Genomic DNA, 18,746 nt, shown 5'->3' on the forward strand with positions numbered 1-18,746 from the left:
CCGTCAGATCTATTTAAGACGTTCAATCAGTTCTTTATCGTTCGCCGCACCCTCGACATACTCCGGAAGATGCTCGCCGTGTTCGACGAAATTGATTCCACGTCCCTCGCGAATCACGAAAAAGATGTCATTCTTCGTTTCACCTGTCGCGGCGCTGACCACCCGGAGTAAGCCGGCGGCAAGTTGCCGCTTTTGTTCGTCGGTCCGACCAAAACGCATGTCACAAGAAATGAGTGCCATATATAGCTCCTAAATACCTTTATGGATTATTGAATTCCCGGATGCGTCGCCGGGAATCGTGGCTCCGGACTGACTTTCGCCAAGAGGTTCATTAAGTCTTCGATCGGATGTTCATCCAGCTCCGAGACGAGCTCGATGAGCTGATCCCGGAGTTCCTTGTCCGCGTGTGGTTCGCTTAACCAGTTGAATTTATCGACGGTGCGTTCCCACGTGAACGGATTGTCCAGGCCGCCTTCGAAGCCGATATGCTCAGTGACCAACACGCGACCATCCTTGCATTTGATCGTCACGCGCGTGTTGAGAGCCTGTGGGTATTGCGCTGAAAATTCAGCGTCAGGTTTCACCGACACTCTTCTGAGCAATGCCTGTGCATCGGGTGCCTGTACACGCTCGGGTTCAAGCTGAGCCGGACCGACCTGGCCATCGAGCAACGCAGCCGCAATCAGATACTTGAGGTTGTAGTCCGCCTGTTCTTTGGTCTGCGGGTCATCCTTCGGGCCGAAGCTGCCGCCGCCGGCAATGTCGAATCCGCTTTGGAAGATGTCACATTGGACTTCGTCCACGTCATCGCTCGTCAAATCATGTTTTCGCTTTAACGCGAGCGTCGCTTCAAGGACAGGTTGACCATGAATGAGCGAACAGTATTTCTTCATGATCGTCTGGTGAACGACCTCGAGCCGCTGGTCTTCCCAATCGACGTCGAGCGGTTGGTCAAACATTCGCACCAGACCATTGGGCCCTTCGAAAAGGCGAAGAGGACCTGTGAATCCACGCTTGGCAAGAGAAGCAGAATAGACGGCTCTCATGCCCGTGATACCGGGGGAAAAGCCTTTCCACTGTGAAACCGGCTCGGAATGGACGCACGTCAGTGAAATATTGTCGATCGTTGCGATTGCAATCGCGTTAGCAATTTGATCGGCATCGAGACCGAACAGCTTTCCCGACCCGGCTGCGGCCGAGATCGCCAGCTGAATAGCGTGGTTAAACCCTTTGGCCATAACCGGCACGATTGCGGTAATACGGCAGCCAATTTCATAGGCCGTTGCCAACGCCAGCATGAACTCTTCGCCACTTGCGGACGTATGCTCAGCAGCGGCCAGAATGGTGCCGAAGTTATCGCTCGGGTGACAGAGTCCACCGGGGGACATATAGCTGTCCAGCAGGTCTACATACCTGACCAAACCGGAGTTGTACAAGGCGGCCTGATCGGGCGAAGTCTTACCGCCTCCAATCAAGGAACATGTCCCCGAGCCGCGGTACTCATCGAACTGATCGCGAAGCGCCTTGAACGGCTTACCAGGCAGCGCTGCTATTGCACAACCCAGACTGTCAAGAATATTCCGCTTGAGAATTGCCCTCGCGCCGGGAGTAAGATGGTTTGCACGTGCGTCGTATGCAAAGCGGCCGATACGCTGCGCAGTCGTGGGTGTACTCATTTGAAATTTATCCCCAAAAATTTCCGGATCGCCTCGAACGGCAGTCCGATTCTCAATTGGCGACTCGCATGCATTTCTTTCAATTGACGCGCTTCGCCTTCCGTCTACACACGCTCATAGCTATAGGGCCACGATTTCGCTTCGTTGCCCGGCGACGTTGAACCAGCAGCAGTGACTCCGCCATCTGCCATCTCCTGCCGAAATCGGGTTTCGATGTGACATTGCCGTGTCTCCAACCAATGAGACAAACTCGCATCATTCGAACTGGTTATCAAGCGAAGGTATTAAATACGGTTATCTATCTCAGAGATAACCCGGTCATTCCGGGCCCCTGGCCAATCCGGCCAGTGCGCCCCGGAGCCGCTCATAGGATTCCGCTCAGGTGCTTTGCAGGTTGCGCTGCTTCTAAACGGTCAACCGATTTTCGGATCATTTCGTCGCTGGAATCGAGAGATCGCCGCGACCAATCGACTGACCAGTTACGCACGGGCAGTTCGCGTCAGATTGGTGTCGCCGAAGAGCGCTTCACCCACGAAGGCTCATGAGTAGAGCCCGCCCGACGGAGCAGCTGTAATTTCCGACTTATGGTTCCCGCCGTGCGCGGACACGCCGCCGGTCCAGAATCGCACTTATCGACTCCTGCCGAGGGCCAGAAATTACCTGAATCGAAGAACCTGCGGAAATGAATCCAGTTTTGAACACGCTTAAATAAACACCGGAGTACCCACTGGCCATCATGTGTTTGGCAGCACGCGTGTATCCCATCACAGCGTTAAACTTGTAGCAGGGATTTCGGGGAGACTCGACACGAAATTCGACCTCATCGATCAAGATGCGATCTCCGACCCAGAGTTGAGTTTCGAGCAGCCCACTCGTCGTTAAATTCTCTCCCATCGCAGCAAACGGCAGCGGATCGTCCGCGCCCATTACGCCTGCTTCAAGCCGGCGTTCGCGCCACCATTCGTAGTGTTCGACCGGATACATATAAACAGCTTTCTCGAGGCCTCCATGCACGCTAAGGTCTACTTGCTCATCACCGACCAGCCCTAGCCTCTTGACCTCAATATAAGCCCGGTCGTGAAGCACGCTGACAGGGGTTTTGCGTATTCCGGAGTTAACCACCATCCCTGGCGAGGTACTACCCACGTCCAGCGGAGCACTCGAACCTACACTGGCCGCGAGTAGTCGGACGACGATTGGGTTGGTCGTTTCCGTAGTTGTATGCTGCACAAACTGTTGTTGCATAGCCATATCCGAGTGTTTGGTTCGGCCGAACGTGCCGTCAATCGGTAGACAAGAAAAACACTCTTTCCATCGAGGCAAGACGCGCAGTGTCGCTCCTGGATCGCCACCGATGGAGCGCATAGCTATCGCTTGAAATTCGTTGCAGAGAGGACCCTGCACGACGATCCGTGACAGGAGAAGACGACGCGGCAGGCCACAGCCTGGGGAACTACACACAGACAGAAATCAGACGCCGCATCGTGCCGCACGCGACGCCCGATCACTTTTGTCGAATCAGCTCGCTTACTTCGCTGTGGGCATTGCAAATTCAGCGCCCTTCTCCGTGCTCTCCGGCCAGCGCTGCATGATCGACTTCTGCTTCGTATAGAATCGAACACCTTCCTCGCCGTATGCATGCGTGTCGCCGAACAGACTGCGTTTCCAGCCGCCGAATCCGTGCCAGGCCATCGGGACCGGAATAGGGACGTTGATGCCGACCATACCTACTTCGATGCGTCGCCCGAATTCGCGAGCGATGTGTCCGTCGCGGGTGTAGCACGCCACGCCGTTGCCGAACTCATGAGCATTGATCAAATCGACCGCTTCCGAGAAGTCCTTCACACGGACACAGGCAAGAACGGGCCCAAAGATTTCTTCCTTGTAAATTCTCATCTCCGGTGTAACGTTGTCGAACAGCGTACCGCCCGTGAAGAATCCGCCCTCATGACCGTCGACCTTGAGGCCGCGACCATCAACGACCAACTTCGCACCTTCGTCGACACCAATCCCGATGTACCCTTCTATGCGTTCGAGCGCCTGTTGCGTAACGACAGGGCCCATTTCCGCATCGGACTCCATGCCGTTCTTTACAATGAGACTACGCGCACGTTCGGCAAGCTTCGGAATGATCTTGTCAGCCACATCGCCGACGAGAACCGCGACCGAAATAGCCATACAACGCTCGCCAGCGGAGCCGTACCCAGCGCCAACCAGCGCGTCGACCGCTTGATCGATGTCGGCATCGGGCATCACAACCATGTGATTTTTGGCCCCACCCAGCGCTTGCACGCGCTTGCCGTTCTTCGCGCCGGTCTCGTAGATGTAATTGGCGATTGGCGTCGATCCGACAAAGCTCACCGCCTTCACATCCGGGTGCGCCAGCAAAGCATCAACAACGACCTTGTCGCCCTGAACCACGTTGAAGATGCCGTCCGGCAGACCGGCCTCCTTCAACAGCCTTGCCATGAACAACGAGGCCGACGGGTCACGCTCGCTCGGCTTCAGAATGAAGGCATTGCCCGCCGCAATCGCAACAGGGAACATCCAGCAAGGCACCATGCACGGGAAGTTGAACGGCGTAATGCCCGCGACAACGCCGAGCGCCTGACGCGTTGTCCAGTTATCCATGCCCGTTGAGACCTGCTCGGTATAGTCCCCCTTGAGAAGCTGCGGAATGCCGCAGGCAAATTCGATGACATCGATACCCCGCGCCACCTCGCCTTGAGCATCCGAGAAGACCTTTCCATGTTCGGCCGTGATGATTGCAGCCAGTTCATCCCGATGCCGGTTCATCAACTCGAGAAACCGCAGCATGACGCGGGCGCGGCGGATCGGTGGCGTGTTGCTCCACTTCGGAAATGCAGCCTTGGCGCTTGCGACAGCGGTGTCGACATCTGCGATCTCCCCCAGCAGGAGTTTGCGTCGGCGTTCACCGGTCGCAGGATTGAAAATCGCCTGGGTACGCATTCCTGACCCACGTACTGGCTCGCCATGAATAAAGTGGGTGACGTCGGCTGTGTCGTTGAACGCTTGCATCTCGCTTCCTTGATCGATGGGTGGTGAGCAAAGTCTAGGAGTCGGCATTACGTTTGCAAAGGCGTTAAACTTGAAATGATCGTTTCCAACGGCGAACAATAGACATATGGATACGCGAAAGGTCGAAGGCCTTTGGACTCATTTGCACTGGCTGACGGTTCTTGCCGAACAGGGCACGTACACTGCGGCGGCCGCTCGCCTTGGCGTGAGCAAAGCCGCAATGAGCCAACGCATCGCAGAACTCGAACGAGCCTCGGGCGTCGCACTGGTGCAACGTAACACCCGCAGCGTACGACTCACTGAAGCCGGGCAGCGACTCGTCGACAACACACGTCTGGAGTACGAGCACATTGCGACAAGTTTTTCGATGGTTAAGGAAATGGCGGGCGTTGCACGCGGATTGATCAGGGTAACCGCTCCGGTGGCGTTAGCGCGGCAGCAGTTGGTGCCGAAGATGTCTGCGTTTCTGCGGGCGAATCCCGAAGTACGCGTTCAACTCGAAGCGTCTGATCGTCTGACCTCGATTGCCACGGAAGGCTTCGATCTTGCCGTCAGACATAGCTCTCAGGTCCCTGAGACCCATGTCGCCTGGAAGCTGTGCGAGACGCAATCCGTCATTGTCGCCACACACGCATATCTGGAGCGTCGAGGTTACCCTGAATCGCCAGCGGATCTCTCCGCTCACGATTGCCTGTTCTATCCTCGTGCTTTAGGGTCCGGAATCTGGTCGTTCGAACGCAGAGCCGCGCGGCGGACGCAGTCGGCTCCTTTGATGATCACGGTAAACGGCCCCTTCTCCGCTAATAATAGCGAAGCATTGCGAGACGCGGCCCTTGACGATCTGGGCATCGCGCTGCTGCCCGATTTCACGGCGCAAGCAGCGATTCAATCGGGAAAACTCATTGTTCTCCTGCCTGACTGGCGACCAATAGGCGCCTTTGCCGAGCAACTCTATGTGGTCCGGCCATACACGCCGCACGTACCGCGCGCTGTCGAACTGTTTGTCACGTACCTGAGGGATACTTTCGCTGAAGGATTTCCTCCATAGCCGTTCGCGCCGCTACGTTTTCACGAGAAGCCACTGGATTTCGAAACGGATTCCCAAGCGTCAATTTCGTGGCTCAGCGCTGACATTCTGTCTCGGACTACACTTAACGCATCATTGCCAAGCACGAGGTGAACCGGCGGATCAACCTCGTCGATCAGGTCCAACATGATCTGCGCCGCCTTCACCGGATCCCCAGGCTGTTTCCCATCTTTCGCCATACGGGCGCGGCGGATCGGAGCAAACACCGGGTCGTAGTCGTCGATATTGTGCTCAGTGCGCACCATCGATCTGTCCGCCCAATCCGTTCGAAACGCGCCCGGAGCAACAGCCGTCACCTTGATACCGAAACTGCGCACCTCCTGTTCCAAGGCCTCTGATATGCCTTCAAGTGCGAACTTGCTACCGCAGTAGTATGCAATGCCGGGAAATGTAACTAGCCCCGCCATCGACGTGATATTGATGATGTGACCGGTGCGTCGTATTCGCATCGACGGGAGCACGGCCTTGATCATAGCGACTGCGCCGAACACATTCACATCGAACTGACGACGGAGTTCATCGAGCGGAGATTCCTCGAGGATTCCTTCATGACCGTATCCTGCACTATTCACGAGAACGTCGATCGCACCAACGCGCTCGACGACTTCCTTGATCGTCGCATTGATTGAATCGAAATCAGACACATCGAGGACCGTACCGTGGGCGTGATGTGCATGCAATCCCTCAAACTCAGCCTTCGCACGCTCGCTCCTCACAATGCCAATCACCGTGTTGCCGGCGGCCAATGCTGCTTTCGCCAAGGCACGACCAAAACCGGAACTCGCACCGGTAATCAAAAAAATGCGCTGGGCGGCGTGGCTCATGTTTGGAACCTCCCGTTGGATAGTCTTCGAACTGCCGTTCCGGCAGCTACTTTGATAAGAAATCGGGCGCTAGATACGATGAGTAGGCCTGCACCACGCGCTACCTGAACCGCTTCGTCCATGACTCAACACGACTCAAGCAGGCTGAATTCGCGGATCGAAATTGAACTCGAGTCTGATGCCGCCCGGCTCATACAACATCGTGTGACGCTTGGGTCCTTCACCCATGTTCTCAGGTGCGAATTCAACCACTACCCCTGGCCATCCGGAGACCCGTGCGAAGATTGCGTCGAGAGCCTCTTTACTACCGGCCCGCAGCGCGAGGTGATGTAGACCTACATTCGTTTTGCGGTCGAACGCCACGCAATTCTGCAAATCCTTCACCTCCCAGAGTGTCAGCGTGATGTGCCCGTCGGACACAAAAGCCGCCGGGTAGTCGGGCCTCCCGCCAACCTGTGTCCAGCCCAGGACGTTGATGAAAAAGTCCCGGGTGACGCTCAGATTACGGACCGTCAGACCAACGTGGTCCATGCCAAGTGTTAGAGGTGCATCAGTCATCCCCAAGCTCTCCATTTGAACTTAGATGATATTCGCCAACTCCGAAGCGGCCTCGCGTGTACCGTATTGTTCGAAACGATAAGATTTCGGCACCGTTGCCATCATCGCGGAGGTACTCTTTGAAAATCCGACGGAGCGTATAACGACGTTCCTGCGTTCAGATAGTTGACGCATCACGCAGAAAGCAGCTTAACAATGTTTCGAGAGTGCATAAGCGGTTTGTGACGATATGGGTATCGAGAAAATAGATACCCTCTCCTTGACCAGTACAACGGCCAGAATGGTGGTGACGAAAATGATCGCGCCGGCAACGGCAGCAACATGCTCAGGCTGACGACTGTCGTGAACGCCCCGAATACGTGGACGATAAGGTTTCTCCGCCAGTACACCGCTACGCGGCCGCCATCGAAGGCCCAAACTCCGAGCGCGAGACCTCGACGAAAGCGCGCATGGCGCTCGACATGTATGCGTCACGCCGTCGGACGAAAAGCGTCTCGACATGTGTTTTTTCAGGCGAGACCTCATGGAGAGCAATGATGTCCTGCTGCGCCGCCGCCGCGACCACGCCTCGCGGCAGCAACGTGATCCCGATACCGGCCGCTACACACGCAATGATTGCGTCCAACGAGCCGAACTCGAGAGCCGTCACAAGAATCCCCATCTCGACAAGCAGCGCTTCCAGCTGCTGCCGATACGCGCACCCGACACGGAACACAATCGTTTTCAGGTTCGGGATTGACGCCAAAGACTCCGGCGAGTCTATGGCCCGAGGGGTCACAAGCACCAGTTCTTCATGGAGAATCGTTTCGCTGTGAAGCTCCGGGTGGTCAAGAGGACCTGCTATGAACGCTCCATCCAGACGACATTCCGCGACATCCGTCGCGAGGCTGCGGCTTGTTCCGGTCGTCAGCGACAGCCTGACTTGCGGATACATCCGCGCGAAGTTGCTCACTATCGGTGAAAGCCGCAGCGCCGCAGCGGTTTCCATGGTTCCCAACACCAGGGAACCGCCCGGCGGTCCGTCGTCCATGGCTGCCACGCGAGCGTCTGCAACGAGCTTGGCGATCCGCGCCGCGTAGGGAAGCATGCGCTGCCCCGCCGGAGTCATGCTCACACCGCGGACATGCCGCTGAAAGAGCGCAACACCAACTTCTTTTTCCAGTGAACGAATCCGGGCCGTTACGTTGGACTGGACAGTGTGCAACTCTACGGCCGCCCTGTTCATGCTCCCGTGGCGAGCGACCGCTTCAAATGCCCTGAGGTCCGCAACATCCATAACGCTACCCTATGAAAAATTTCCGAAGTCGACGACGAACCGACATCGCGGCGCGAAAGTCATCGCGGAAGTCACTGCGGAGGATGCCTCACGCTTCCGCCAGAATTTGTCGGATGGCTTCCTCAAAGGCTTCGACAGGCTGTGCGCCGGTCAGCAGATAGCGATTGTCAACGATGATTGACGGCACCGAATAGATACCCATCGCCTGGTATTTCTCTTCTTCCGCACGAACTTCATCGGCGTAGTCGCCGCTTTGCAGAACGGTGCGCGCCTGCTCTGCGTCGAGCCCCACAGATTCCGCGGCGTCGACCAGAACGTCATGGTCGTTCGGGGCTTTACCCTCGCCGTGATAGGCCCGTAGTAGCGCCTCTTTCAGCGGTAACTGTTTGCCTTTGATAGCGGCCCAATGCAACAGGCGATGCGCATCGAAGGTGTTGTAAATGCGTGTGCGCGGGCCAAAGGTAAAGCCGACATTCGCGCCACGCTCGCGCAGCGCGACCTGTGCCTCGGCTATCTGTTCCGGGGTGCGCCCGTATTTCTTTCCGATATGTTCGACGAGTGCTTCGCCATCGTTGCCCATCTGCGGATTCAGTTCGAAGGGATGCGTGACTAATTCGACGTCGACGGCCTCGCCAAGGCGCGCGATCGCAAGTTGCAGCGCGGAGAGGCCGATAGCACACCACGGGCACGCTACGTCGGAGACAAAATCGATTCTGAGTGGTTTTTTCATTGCTTTCATGATGAAAATGACCTGTTACGCGAATGACTCGATACGAGGGCAACAGAGACAGACAGGCACAACCGAATTTGTGAATGCCTGCGGGATCGTTCGCCCGATTACGGCGCACTCAAGGTCGGAAACCGCGACACGACATGGTGGCGAGTTCGTCGAGCACCAGAGCCGGGCGGGACAAACGTCAGGCGAATGCGCACGGAAGGTCCGGTGGCCGTCGGCAGAGCGGCTGGCGCTACTGCCACGAGTCATCCTCACGGATGCGTGTTGCGGGTTAGCGTTCATGTGAATAGCCTGACCACGTCGAGAGACATCATGACGTTTCGGCTGTGATGGGGATGCCTCGTATTCTGAACGACTTTCGATGCGAGATGATCGCAGTCTGTGGTAATTCAATTGTTCCTGTGCGTCAACCATTCTGCGATGCCATCATCACCGGCCGTGCGACGCCGCGCGAATTTCAATTGTTGGCCGGTGTTCAAGTGTCCACGCCACTGTATCGGCCAAAGAAAGAGGAATGCAAAGTAGGATAAGCGCTTGCCGGCGATAGCTTTCACATCTTGATGCTCAGCATCGTTAGGGTCACCAGGACCAGCGCCTATACATACGTTTGGCTGGTATCCATGCCGAAGGTCGCATTGTCAGGCTGGGAATCCAGGATGGATCATTCCCATCGCTCGTGCCATCGCGCCGACACCGTTTCTTTTATTCACGGAGGAAAGAATGCCGCTAATTCGTATCGATGTCCTTCAAGGAAGAACGGAGGCTGAAATCAACTCCTTGCTCGATGCCGTACATCGAGCCGTAGTCAAGGCTTTCGACGTACCCCAAACGGACCGCTATCAGGTGTTGACGGAACACAATCTCCGCCGGTTAGTCGCGCAAGACACCGGGCTCGGAATCGTACGTACCGAAAAACTGACGCTGGTTTCAGTCACCACTCGTCCACGTTCTGACGAATCAAAGCGCAAATTCTATAGTGAGCTTACGGCCGAATTAGCGGCAAACTGTGGCACGGGTGCAAATGATGTGATCGTCTCCATCACCACCAACTCTGACTCGGACTGGAGCTTCGGGAACGGCGTCGCTCAGTATTTAACCGGCGAACTTTGACGCGTGCACAACGTGGTCGCTGCTGCCTGACGGGCTCCAGATCACTCTGACCGCATTGCCAGCCTGGCTCCCACCCCGTGGCCTGCCATGGTGCGTTAGCAAAGGATTCGGGTGCACCGCCTTGGCCCCGCACTCGGTAAGCCGCAGTAACAACATCGTTCATTCACAAAATGGTTTAAAGGCTTGTTGGCTATCAATTCTGAGAGGCCCGACGGATAAGTCCCCAGTCAGTCGAACGCGGTGCGATATGCAAACAACGAAGGGGTACCCCCACTCATAAGAAACAGAACCTTTTTCCCCGCACCGAATGTTCCATTCTCGACGCTCTGAATCAGACCCGCGAACGACTTGCCGCTATATACCGGGTCCAACAGAAGGCCTTCCTGACTGGCCAAAAGATTGACTGCCTGCCGCATTGAGTCAGTAGGCAATCCGTAGCCGATTCCGAGTTGGTCACCGTACAGAACAACATCGTCGCCGGATACCGTGAGACCAGAACCCATCAAGTCAAGCGTCTGCTGCACTTTTTCGCATGTGGTGGCATACGCTTTTTCGAGCGGCGCAAGAACCGTGTACCCCACTACTTTCGTCGGCGACACACCAGCAGCGATCGCCCCCGCTACAAGCCCGGCCTGCATGCCACCACTGCCATTTGCGACAACGATATAGTCAAAGTCAATTCCGCTGCTCCTCGACTGGTCGAGAATCTCAATTGCACAGGAAACATAGCCCAGACAGCCGATCGGGCTCGATCCGCCGAGCGGACACACATACACTTTTCGGCCTTCGCCACGCAGCTTTGCAGCCCGCTCTTCCGCAACCTGCAGCGCATTAACGTTCCCAGGAACATCATGAATGACCGCACCAAAGAGGCGATCTAGTACCACGTTGCCATTTTCGACATAGTCATCGTCTTCGATCGGAACCAGCCTCGAGAGCACCAGTTCACATTTCATTCCAATGCGCGCAGCCGCCGCTGCCGTCAACCGGGCATGATTCGACTGTCGGCCGCCAACCGTGATGATCGTGTCGGCGCCCGCCGCCTGCGCCTCCCCGATCAGAAACTCGAGCTTGCGCAGCTTGTTGCCGCCGCCTCCCAGGCCATCAAGATCTTCCCGCTTGACATAGATCTCGGCACCTCTTAAGTGCTGACTCAATCTAGGCAGTGCCAGAATCGGTGAAGGCCCGTCGCGCAATTGCGCCTTGGGAAACCGGCAAAGATCCGGTACTCGCAATGTCATTTAGTCACCCCACAAGTTGGTTGATCGTTCGTCGAAACGGAGAGTGTCGTCGTTGGGTGGCCGGGTTGAACTCACGGTTGGGCGCACACGCGTACCGGCTCCTAGTCGTTTCCACGGCAGATCGGCAGGATCAGCCGCCATCGGGCCAGGCGACTTGGCCACGAGAATACGCTCGGCAATAGGACCGAAGTCCGCGCGGAAATGCACGGAACTCTTGTTCACCAGGATCCTCATCTTCTCAGGCTGGATACCAGCCATCCTGAAAAGGTTGCGATCGTTCATCGGTGCCTTAACGGAACTCACCGCGACTCTCACGTCGTCAATTCGAAGGCAGGCAGTCGGACCGACATCGACGTGCATTCCGTGCATCATCGGACCGTCAAAGATACATTTGCCGTCCGAAAGATGTTCAACTTCGAATGTCGCCTTGAACGGGAAGTCACCAACAACCTTAGACTTGCCGCCCAACGCTACCGTGATGTAACTTCCTTTGCCCGCCTTGTGAGCCACTCGAACGACTTCAGGGTCCCACATCAGGCCCAGTGCAGCGCCCTGAGCTTTGTTGCGCACCAGTGCCCGGAGCATTCCCGTCGTATTTGAATCCGCGCCGCCATGAGGGTTATCCTGCGTGTCGGCAATGACCACCGGACGGTTCGCGCGGGAAGCGATTCGCTGTGCCTCACGTACAGCCTCGTCCGGGTTAAGAAATTCGACCGCCCATTCGGACTCCCGCTCGATGATGTCGTCATAAATGGCTGCCACCGCCGCATCCGCGTGGTCTGGTTCGGTGGCATAGCACCAGACCATCGGTCCGCATTCCGGAAAATCCGCAGCGGGGAATCCCGGCGTGAACGAAATTGACAGTACTGCGGTATTTTCCTGGGCTGCCAGATGTTGGTAGACGCTACGTGCCGGTTCAAGCAATGTGCACATCGCATTCACCGGAATGAGAAACGGAATGCGCCGATAGGCCATCGTGACTGGCGTTTTGCTGGCTATCAGCCGTCGCAATAGATGCGCCGCAGCCCTTCCCGTATCGGCCATGTCCACGTGAGGGTACGTCCGGTATGCCACGAGACCGCTTGCATTGCGCAGCATCTGCTCCGTTACGTTCGCATGCAGATCAAGTGACGCGACAACAGGTAGGTCACTGCCGACAATACTTCGAATGCGTGCCAGCAGCTCCCCTTCCCCGTCATCGACGTGCTCGGCGACCATGGCTCCGTGCAGGTCCAGATAAATCGCGTCCACTTTGGTGGAGCGGACCGCTTCGACGATTTCACCAGCAATCCGCTCGTAAGCTGATCGGGTTACGTGGGCCGAAGGGCTCGCCGCCGCCCATATGATCGGGATCAGGTGATGTCCTTCCGCTTGCATCTCCTGGATAAATCCTCCGATCGGGATGTTCACGTTTTGCAGTTGGAATACGTCGTCTTTGCGGACCATAGTTGGAAATCCTTCCCCGCGGACGAAATTCTCATAGTCCGCCTTGGATGGCGCAAATGTGTTTGTCTCGTGCTGGAACCCGGCAATCAGTATTTTCATGATGTGGCGTCCTTCAAGCCTCTCGTTTGGATCGAATAAGCGCTAGAACGCACGCTCCCACCATCAATAGAGCAACCGTTGGCAAAAGTGCAGTCTGCATGCTCCCGGTTGCGCTTTTTACCCATCCAATGATGCTTGGGCTGATAAAACCCCCAACCAGCCCAATCGTGTTGATCAGCGCAATGCCGCCGGCCGCCACGTCTCCCTTCAGATGCTCTGACGGCATGGCCCAGAATACCGTGTACGCAGCCCACGTGAGAGCTGTGGCCAACGTAATGCTGGCGAGCGATAACCACAGCGAGCCTATCGAAAATGCTGAAACGGCCAGCGCAACCGCACCAACCATTGCGGGCACCGCGCTATGCCAACGACGCTCCATCCGCTTATCAGAGCTTCGGCCTATCACCCACATCGCGATCACCGCAAGACCATAGGGAATGGCTGACAGGAAGCCAATGGTCATGAGATCTGACACGCCTCCTGACTTGAGGATTGTCGGAAGCCAGAAACTGACGGCGTATATGCCACATATAAGGCAGAAATACGCGAATGCCATCACGTAGACGCGACCGTCGGTGCAGACGTCCCTGAACCCCGCGTGACTCGCCTTCCGGCTTCCGATGTCTTGCAAAAGTGATGCCTTCTCATCGCTGGACAACCATCGCGCAGATTCAATGCGATCGTCCAGACAGAAGAACGTAACGACTCCGAGGACAACGCAGGGCAAGCCCTCGAGGAGAAACATCCACTGCCAACCGGCAAGCCCGTGCACACCCGAAAGCAACGCCATGATCCCTGTCGACAAAGGCGCCCCGACAATACCACCGAGAGGCGCGGCCGCCATCACGAAAGCCATCACCTGCGCCATCCGCGCCTGGGGATACCAGCATGTTAGATAAAAGACCATTCCCGGCGCGAAACCGGCTTCGAAGACTCCGAGCATGAACCGCAGAATGTAGAACGAATGCACATCGTGAACAAACATCATGGCAGCGGATGTGAGTCCCCATAGCACCATGATTCGGCTGAGCGTTTTGCGCGCTCCGAGGCGAGGAAGCAGCAGGTTGCTCGGGATTTCAAAGAGCATGTACCCCAGAAAGAAAATCCCTGCACCGACCCCGAACGCCGCGTCGCTGATTCCGATGTCGGATTGCATCTGTAGCTTCGCGAAGCCGATATTGATCCGATCAAGATAGGCGAAGAGATAGCAGCACACCAATAGCGGTAACACATGCAAGTCTATGCGACGATAAACAGCTCGCTTGCCATGCGAGAGCGCAGCGGAAGACAGTGTAGACATCAATTCGCTCCAGTTTCGATAGCGGATCCGGCGGTTCTGGTGTCTGCATCGTTACCCAAGAAAAACCTGGTTGCAAGAGCAACCGTGGACCGCTATCGTTGTCTTTTGAGCAACACGGGGATTTACGCCATGCGGGAAATAAACCAACGCAGGCTTCGTTATTTTCACCAGGTGCTGACCCACGGCTCAATTCGCAGCGCCGCCGACAGCGTCAACACGGCGCCGTCGGTCATTACGCGGCAGATCAAGCTGCTGGAAGATGAAGTCGGGATGGTCCTGTTTGAAAGGCAATCCCGCGGCGTGGCGCCAACCGAGGCGGCACATCAGCTGCTGGAATACTGGAGAGCCTGCCAGGCACAGCAGGAGCATCTTCAGGACAGGCTAGATGAGCTGCGTGGGTTGCAGCGAGGTCAGGTTCGGATCTCCATCAGCGAAGGCTTCGTCGATGACTTCCTGGACGAAGTGCTGAACAAGTTTTCGGCGCAGTACCCGAAGCTGGATGTGGTAATGAATGTGGCACCCGTCAACGAGGTGGTAAGAGAAGTCGAAGAAGACATCGCGCACATCGGGATAGCGTACAACCCGCCCAACTCCCCACACACCCGATACCTGGCAAGCGCCCCGGAGCCCGTGGTCGTACTCGCCGCAAGAGATCATCCACTGTCACAGGGCGATACCCGAACACCGATCTCTGTCCATCAGGCACTTTCTTATCCGATCGGTCTCATGCCGGTGTCCTTCGGTCTCGGTCAGCTCATGCAGGCCCTCGCTTTCGCGGAGAATCTGCGTCTCGCGCCAGTACTCACCGTCAATTCCCTGCGTGTGCTGATCAGGTTCGCGAAGACGGGACGTGGCGTCATTTTCGCAACCAAGTTTGCTGCCCGCGCCGAGCTTGAGGCTGGAACCTTGGTTTCTAGAACGGTCGACCATCCGCTGTTTTCGTCCGCGCAAGCCAGAGTCCTCGTACGCAACGGGCGTCCTCTTTCCAAGGCAGCTGACGAGATCCTCAAACGCATCCTGTCCGATATGACCGTATTTCAGTTACACAGAGCGTCGGCACGGAAGCGAAGCACACGCAAAAAAGAATGACGGGTACATCGGTGGGAAAACATGACGCACACCGTATTGACCGTCTACACAGGGTCGTGTCGCACGCGATTACGCCTGGAGGCGCGATCGGACACTGCCTCAACGTTCGGCCGTCAATAGCGCATGTATTTCGGCCACTACGCCGGCACCTTCCCCGACGGCGGACGTGACACGCTTAATCGAAGTCGAACGCACGTCGCCGATTGCAAAAACGCCCGGAACACTCGTCTGAAATGCGAAATTGGCCGTCGTTGACTCCGTCGAACCCGTGCGGTCGGTAATAACGAAACCTTTGTCATCAACCTCCACTCCGCATCCACGCAACCAGCCGGTGGCAGGGTCGGCGCCGGTAAAGAGAAAGAGATGGCGAGTTGGGATTCGTGTGTGATTTCCGTCCGAACAAAAATGAACCTCCGTCACGCCGTCCTCGTCTGATGCGACAGATTCGATGGCAGAGTTGCTATGAATCGTCACGTTGGCGAACGAGCTCACGCGATCGATCAAATATCTCGACATCGTTTCGTGCAAGCTCTTGCGTCGAATCAGCACATGGACATGTGCTGCATAGCTCGCGAGGAAGACGATTGCCTGTCCAGCAGAATTCCCTCCTCCCACGAGTACGATTTCCGAACCCTGACAGAGACGACCCTCGATCGATGACGCCCAATAGTAGACGCCGCGAATCTCGGACTCATTGAGGCCCGTGATTTGAGGGCGGCGATAGGCAGCACCGGATGCTATAACAACCGTCTTCGCGTGGGCGCAACGACCGTCCCTGAGTTCGATCCTGAAGGGCGATTCGGCGCAATGCAGTTTTGCCACCTCGGTCGGTATGACTATTTCCGCGCCAAATTTAACAGCCTGCTCATATGCGCGGCTAACGAGAACATGACCGGAGATGCCGGTTGGAAACCCGAAATAATTTTCGATCCGGGTGCTTGCGCCGGCCTGTCCACCAAAGCCCTTTGAGTCGAAAACCAGCACGGAAAGTCCTTCTGACGCGGCGTACACGGCCGCAGCGAGTCCGGCTGGACCCGCACCGACAATGACGGTGTCGTACGTGCCGGCTTCATCGAAGCCGAGCAGCAGACCGAGCTTCGACGCGAGAAGCGTTTCATCGGGATTGTGCAGGATAGAGCCGTCAACCAGTACGGCTAGCGGCATCTGTCCTTCTACGCACTGTGTCTTCGAAAGGAAATCGCGAGCCTCATCGTCCGTGGACGGATCGAGGATCCTATGTGGATGATTGGCGCGCCTCAGCAGATTTGCGAGAACGATGAGTCTCGCGTCAGTCGAAGATCCGATCAGGATCGGACCACTACCATCCTGAATCAAGCCGACGCGCCGAAGAATGAACGCGCGCATGATCTCCGAGCCGAGTTGAGCTTCGGCAATCAGAAGCGCCCGGAGCCGCTCAGGCGCGATGAGGAAGGCATCAACGTCCGTGATGGCAATCGCGTCAACAAGGTATGGCTTGCCGCTGAGTGTGGCCGTCTCTCCGAGAAAGTGCCCCTCACCAACTTCCTGAAAAAGCCGCGACTGCCCAAATCCGTTCCGTACGATCAAATGTACGGTTCCACGAGTCAAGATCCTCATGCCGTCGCTCTGCTCTCCGGCGCGAAACATGACGTCGCCGGCTTTCCAGTGTTCCGTCGTCCCGAAACGAGCCGCCTTGGCTATCCGCGTTGCGGTCAAACGGGGATACATCTGATACCGACGCCGCTCAATCTGCGTGCGTTGACCTGCCTCGACGGTTTCGTAATCTTCAGGCGCGACACGGACGCCGGGTGATGTACCGTCTTTCAATGTCATGGGAGTTTCCTTGTTCAACCAGGAGGTAGTGGGCATTCAAATTATTCGCTGCCGAATCGCTCGGGTTTGGCCTCGAGGAACGTAGCATTGCAAGAGTCTGCAACGAGGGATCCAGCTGGAAAACGCTCCGGCAAGCACGATCTGTCTCAAATGACGCCAACAAAACTATGTCTGCGTTCGACCCATCCCAACCCACGGCCTCCAGTAGGAACTATAAGGTTTGCGACGACGCTGAATAAAGGCCAAGGCATGAACAACACCTTTTACATCTGGTAAATAGAGAATGTCATGGGAGGTCGCAAAGATGATGTTTTCTCTACTTGGGTTCAGCATGGATGCACGATTCTGTTCTGGATTCCTCCAAACTTCTCTGACTTGGGCGATCACCCGTTTGCTCATCTGACCAATTCACTAAAAGAGATTTCAGCCATCACAAATCATCATTTGATGTGATTGAGTAGTCCATATATCGTTCAACAAACAGAAAGCTGCAGCCCGGGAGGTGGACCAAGCAATCTCCTGATGGGACTGGGCATCAAAAACCTTCCATGGACGGAGACAAACTGATGGAAACAACTGCAGCGGCCGGTATTCGGCGCGGATTCAACTGGCTATTCGATGCACCGGTTGCAAACTCGAGCAGGCCAGCGCAACGACTATTGCGGGGGATAAGCCAATGAACCTCGCCCATCAACTCCTCCTTACCACCATCGCTAACATCGAGTCGTACCGTCACGGCCAATGCCGGATTGGTGCGCAGACGATGTCGGACGCATCCGAAGCGGCAACCCACTTGGATTTCGGCTGGCGCCTGCGTTGAAGGCTGAACTTGACCTGCCGGTGTCAGCCCTCTTCATGGCCCGACCGTCGTCAGAAAACACACGCAAGGAGGTAAGTATGAAACTGCGGGACAATGGCCTCGGGTTCTCACCCGTCACTATCGCGCTGCATTGGCTAGTGGCCGCTCTGCTACTCTCGATTATCGGCTTCGACATCGCCATATCCCAAACAGCCGGCGAGGTGCAAAGGGCGGGCTTGACGCGGATCCAAAACCTGCTCGGCACCATATTGTTCGTCATCTCGATCTATCGATTCGGGGCGCGGATGTATTCCTATCATCCCCTGCCCGTCGGCACGCCGAACCCCATTGAGGTGATCGTCAGCAGATCCGTGGCAGTTTCCCTAGCCTTGGCGATGGTTCTGCTTCCGATCGCCGCATGGCTTTCAAAGTCGGCCGCAGGTGAAAGTATTGGTCTGCCAGGCGGATTCGCGATACCTGCTCTCATTGAACCCAACGCGCAGGTCAAGCGAGTTGTCGATATCCTTTTCAACGTCGGCGCGACAGCCTTTCTCCTGGGCTTGGCGCTGCATATTTTTGGCGCGCTCAAGAATCACCTGGTTCTACGGAATGACGCCTTAAAACGAATGATCGGAAAACACGTGGAGCTTTGAA

General features: G+C 56.3%; 18 protein-coding genes. 6 read left to right on the forward strand and 12 right to left on the reverse strand.

Annotated elements, in window-relative coordinates:
- Positions 1–9 precede the first annotated feature (9 nt).
- The 4 genes from ACQKRQ_RS39745 to ACQKRQ_RS39760 all read right to left on the reverse strand — a co-directional run bounded on the left by ACQKRQ_RS39745 (position 10) and on the right by ACQKRQ_RS39760 (position 4,715).
- The gene (locus ACQKRQ_RS39745) at positions 10–240 is read right to left on the reverse strand and encodes a tautomerase family protein (protein WP_132374109.1); all 231 of its coding nucleotides are present in this window, start codon (positions 238–240) and stop codon (positions 10–12) included.
- A 26-nt stretch (positions 241–266) separates the two neighbouring features.
- Positions 267–1,676, reverse strand: coding sequence for an MmgE/PrpD family protein (locus tag ACQKRQ_RS39750; protein ID WP_427483155.1), 1,410 nt, complete (start codon positions 1,674–1,676; stop codon positions 267–269).
- 582 nt (positions 1,677–2,258) lie between these two features.
- On the reverse strand, positions 2,259–2,921 hold the full coding sequence (locus ACQKRQ_RS39755) for an MOSC domain-containing protein (protein ID WP_427483157.1): 663 nt from the start codon (positions 2,919–2,921) through the stop codon (positions 2,259–2,261).
- A gap of 282 nt (positions 2,922–3,203) precedes the next feature.
- Positions 3,204–4,715 (reverse strand): CoA-acylating methylmalonate-semialdehyde dehydrogenase, encoded by a 1,512-nt coding sequence (locus ACQKRQ_RS39760; protein WP_132374106.1) that lies wholly within the window; start codon positions 4,713–4,715, stop codon positions 3,204–3,206.
- A 106-nt stretch (positions 4,716–4,821) separates the two neighbouring features.
- Here ACQKRQ_RS39760 and ACQKRQ_RS39765 point away from each other — a divergent pair, with 106 nt between their 5' ends.
- Positions 4,822–5,763, forward strand: coding sequence for a LysR family transcriptional regulator (locus ACQKRQ_RS39765; protein WP_427483160.1), 942 nt, complete (start codon positions 4,822–4,824; stop codon positions 5,761–5,763).
- Positions 5,764–5,783: 20 nt separating this feature from the next.
- Here the strand turns inward: ACQKRQ_RS39765 and ACQKRQ_RS39770 are convergent, their stop codons facing one another.
- The 4 genes from ACQKRQ_RS39770 to ACQKRQ_RS39785 form a co-directional block, all read right to left on the reverse strand.
- Positions 5,784–6,626 carry an oxidoreductase gene (locus ACQKRQ_RS39770; RefSeq protein ID WP_427483162.1) on the reverse strand — a complete coding sequence of 281 codons (843 nt, stop codon included), beginning with the start codon at positions 6,624–6,626 and terminating at the stop codon, positions 5,784–5,786.
- Positions 6,627–6,761: 135 nt separating this feature from the next.
- Positions 6,762–7,184, reverse strand: coding sequence for a VOC family protein (locus ACQKRQ_RS39775; protein WP_427483164.1), 423 nt, complete (start codon positions 7,182–7,184; stop codon positions 6,762–6,764).
- 391 nt (positions 7,185–7,575) lie between these two features.
- The gene (locus ACQKRQ_RS39780) at positions 7,576–8,460 is read right to left on the reverse strand and encodes a LysR family transcriptional regulator (RefSeq protein WP_427483166.1); all 885 of its coding nucleotides are present in this window, start codon (positions 8,458–8,460) and stop codon (positions 7,576–7,578) included.
- Between the two features lie 88 nt (positions 8,461–8,548).
- A complete protein-coding gene (locus ACQKRQ_RS39785; protein ID WP_427483251.1) occupies positions 8,549–9,190 on the reverse strand; it encodes a DsbA family oxidoreductase in 642 nt (213 codons plus the stop codon).
- 726 nt (positions 9,191–9,916) lie between these two features.
- Between ACQKRQ_RS39785 and ACQKRQ_RS39790 the strand changes: the two genes are divergently transcribed.
- Positions 9,917–10,306 (forward strand): tautomerase family protein, encoded by a 390-nt coding sequence (locus tag ACQKRQ_RS39790; protein ID WP_427483168.1) that lies wholly within the window; start codon positions 9,917–9,919, stop codon positions 10,304–10,306.
- Positions 10,307–10,533: 227 nt separating this feature from the next.
- On the opposite strand, the gene ACQKRQ_RS39795 is transcribed toward ACQKRQ_RS39790, so the two are convergent.
- From ACQKRQ_RS39795 to ACQKRQ_RS39805, 3 genes are read right to left on the reverse strand one after another with little or no spacing between them, the layout of a single operon-like run.
- On the reverse strand, positions 10,534–11,547 hold the full coding sequence (locus ACQKRQ_RS39795) for a D-cysteine desulfhydrase family protein (protein WP_427483170.1): 1,014 nt from the start codon (positions 11,545–11,547) through the stop codon (positions 10,534–10,536).
- Positions 11,548–13,092, reverse strand: coding sequence for a M81 family metallopeptidase (locus ACQKRQ_RS39800; RefSeq protein ID WP_427483172.1), 1,545 nt, complete (start codon positions 13,090–13,092; stop codon positions 11,548–11,550).
- Between the two features lie 13 nt (positions 13,093–13,105).
- On the reverse strand, positions 13,106–14,392 hold the full coding sequence (locus ACQKRQ_RS39805) for an MFS transporter (RefSeq protein WP_427483174.1): 1,287 nt from the start codon (positions 14,390–14,392) through the stop codon (positions 13,106–13,108).
- A gap of 129 nt (positions 14,393–14,521) precedes the next feature.
- Between ACQKRQ_RS39805 and ACQKRQ_RS39810 the strand changes: the two genes are divergently transcribed.
- A complete protein-coding gene (locus ACQKRQ_RS39810) occupies positions 14,522–15,481 on the forward strand; it encodes a LysR family transcriptional regulator (RefSeq protein ID WP_427483253.1) in 960 nt (319 codons plus the stop codon).
- Between the two features lie 99 nt (positions 15,482–15,580).
- Here the strand turns inward: ACQKRQ_RS39810 and ACQKRQ_RS39815 are convergent, their stop codons facing one another.
- Positions 15,581–17,293: an FAD-dependent oxidoreductase gene (locus ACQKRQ_RS39815; protein WP_427483176.1), complete on the reverse strand. Its 1,713-nt coding sequence runs from the start codon at positions 17,291–17,293 to the stop codon at positions 15,581–15,583.
- A gap of 288 nt (positions 17,294–17,581) precedes the next feature.
- Here ACQKRQ_RS39815 and ACQKRQ_RS39820 point away from each other — a divergent pair, with 288 nt between their 5' ends.
- The 3 genes from ACQKRQ_RS39820 (at position 17,582) to ACQKRQ_RS39830 (ending at position 18,745) form a co-directional block, all read left to right on the forward strand.
- Complete coding sequence (locus ACQKRQ_RS39820; protein WP_427483178.1) at positions 17,582–17,746, forward strand: hypothetical protein; 165 nt, start codon at positions 17,582–17,584, stop codon at positions 17,744–17,746.
- Positions 17,747–17,969: 223 nt separating this feature from the next.
- Positions 17,970–18,113 carry a hypothetical protein gene (locus ACQKRQ_RS39825; protein WP_427483180.1) on the forward strand — a complete coding sequence of 48 codons (144 nt, stop codon included), beginning with the start codon at positions 17,970–17,972 and terminating at the stop codon, positions 18,111–18,113.
- Positions 18,114–18,190: 77 nt separating this feature from the next.
- Positions 18,191–18,745 (forward strand): cytochrome b, encoded by a 555-nt coding sequence (locus ACQKRQ_RS39830; protein WP_427483182.1) that lies wholly within the window; start codon positions 18,191–18,193, stop codon positions 18,743–18,745.
- Position 18,746: the final 1 nt, after the last annotated feature.

It is taken from the genome of Paraburkholderia sp. NPDC080076 (assembly GCF_050281145.1).
In the GTDB taxonomy this organism is placed as follows: Bacteria; Pseudomonadota; Gammaproteobacteria; order Burkholderiales; family Burkholderiaceae; genus Paraburkholderia.

Coding starts and splice junctions, on each gene's coding strand:
- ACQKRQ_RS39805 (WP_427483174.1), bottom strand. CDS start 14,392: ATGTCTACACTGTCTTCCGCTGCGCTCTCGCATGGCAAGCGAGCTGTT.
- ACQKRQ_RS39775 (WP_427483164.1), bottom strand. CDS start 7,184: ATGACTGATGCACCTCTAACACTTGGCATGGACCACGTTGGTCTGACG.
- ACQKRQ_RS39765 (WP_427483160.1), top strand. CDS start 4,822: ATGGATACGCGAAAGGTCGAAGGCCTTTGGACTCATTTGCACTGGCTG.
- ACQKRQ_RS39825 (WP_427483180.1), top strand. CDS start 17,970: ATGAACCTCGCCCATCAACTCCTCCTTACCACCATCGCTAACATCGAG.
- ACQKRQ_RS39750 (WP_427483155.1), bottom strand. CDS start 1,676: ATGAGTACACCCACGACTGCGCAGCGTATCGGCCGCTTTGCATACGAC.
- ACQKRQ_RS39830 (WP_427483182.1), top strand. CDS start 18,191: ATGAAACTGCGGGACAATGGCCTCGGGTTCTCACCCGTCACTATCGCG.
- ACQKRQ_RS39755 (WP_427483157.1), bottom strand. CDS start 2,921: ATGCAACAACAGTTTGTGCAGCATACAACTACGGAAACGACCAACCCA.
- ACQKRQ_RS39770 (WP_427483162.1), bottom strand. CDS start 6,626: ATGAGCCACGCCGCCCAGCGCATTTTTTTGATTACCGGTGCGAGTTCC.
- ACQKRQ_RS39820 (WP_427483178.1), top strand. CDS start 17,582: ATGGGAGGTCGCAAAGATGATGTTTTCTCTACTTGGGTTCAGCATGGA.
- ACQKRQ_RS39780 (WP_427483166.1), bottom strand. CDS start 8,460: ATGGATGTTGCGGACCTCAGGGCATTTGAAGCGGTCGCTCGCCACGGG.
- ACQKRQ_RS39760 (WP_132374106.1), bottom strand. CDS start 4,715: ATGCAAGCGTTCAACGACACAGCCGACGTCACCCACTTTATTCATGGC.
- ACQKRQ_RS39785 (WP_427483251.1), bottom strand. CDS start 9,190: ATGAAAAAACCACTCAGAATCGATTTTGTCTCCGACGTAGCGTGCCCG.
- ACQKRQ_RS39800 (WP_427483172.1), bottom strand. CDS start 13,092: ATGAAAATACTGATTGCCGGGTTCCAGCACGAGACAAACACATTTGCG.
- ACQKRQ_RS39745 (WP_132374109.1), bottom strand. CDS start 240: ATGGCACTCATTTCTTGTGACATGCGTTTTGGTCGGACCGACGAACAA.
- ACQKRQ_RS39795 (WP_427483170.1), bottom strand. CDS start 11,547: ATGACATTGCGAGTACCGGATCTTTGCCGGTTTCCCAAGGCGCAATTG.
- ACQKRQ_RS39790 (WP_427483168.1), top strand. CDS start 9,917: ATGCCGCTAATTCGTATCGATGTCCTTCAAGGAAGAACGGAGGCTGAA.
- ACQKRQ_RS39815 (WP_427483176.1), bottom strand. CDS start 17,293: ATGACATTGAAAGACGGTACATCACCCGGCGTCCGTGTCGCGCCTGAA.
- ACQKRQ_RS39810 (WP_427483253.1), top strand. CDS start 14,522: ATGCGGGAAATAAACCAACGCAGGCTTCGTTATTTTCACCAGGTGCTG.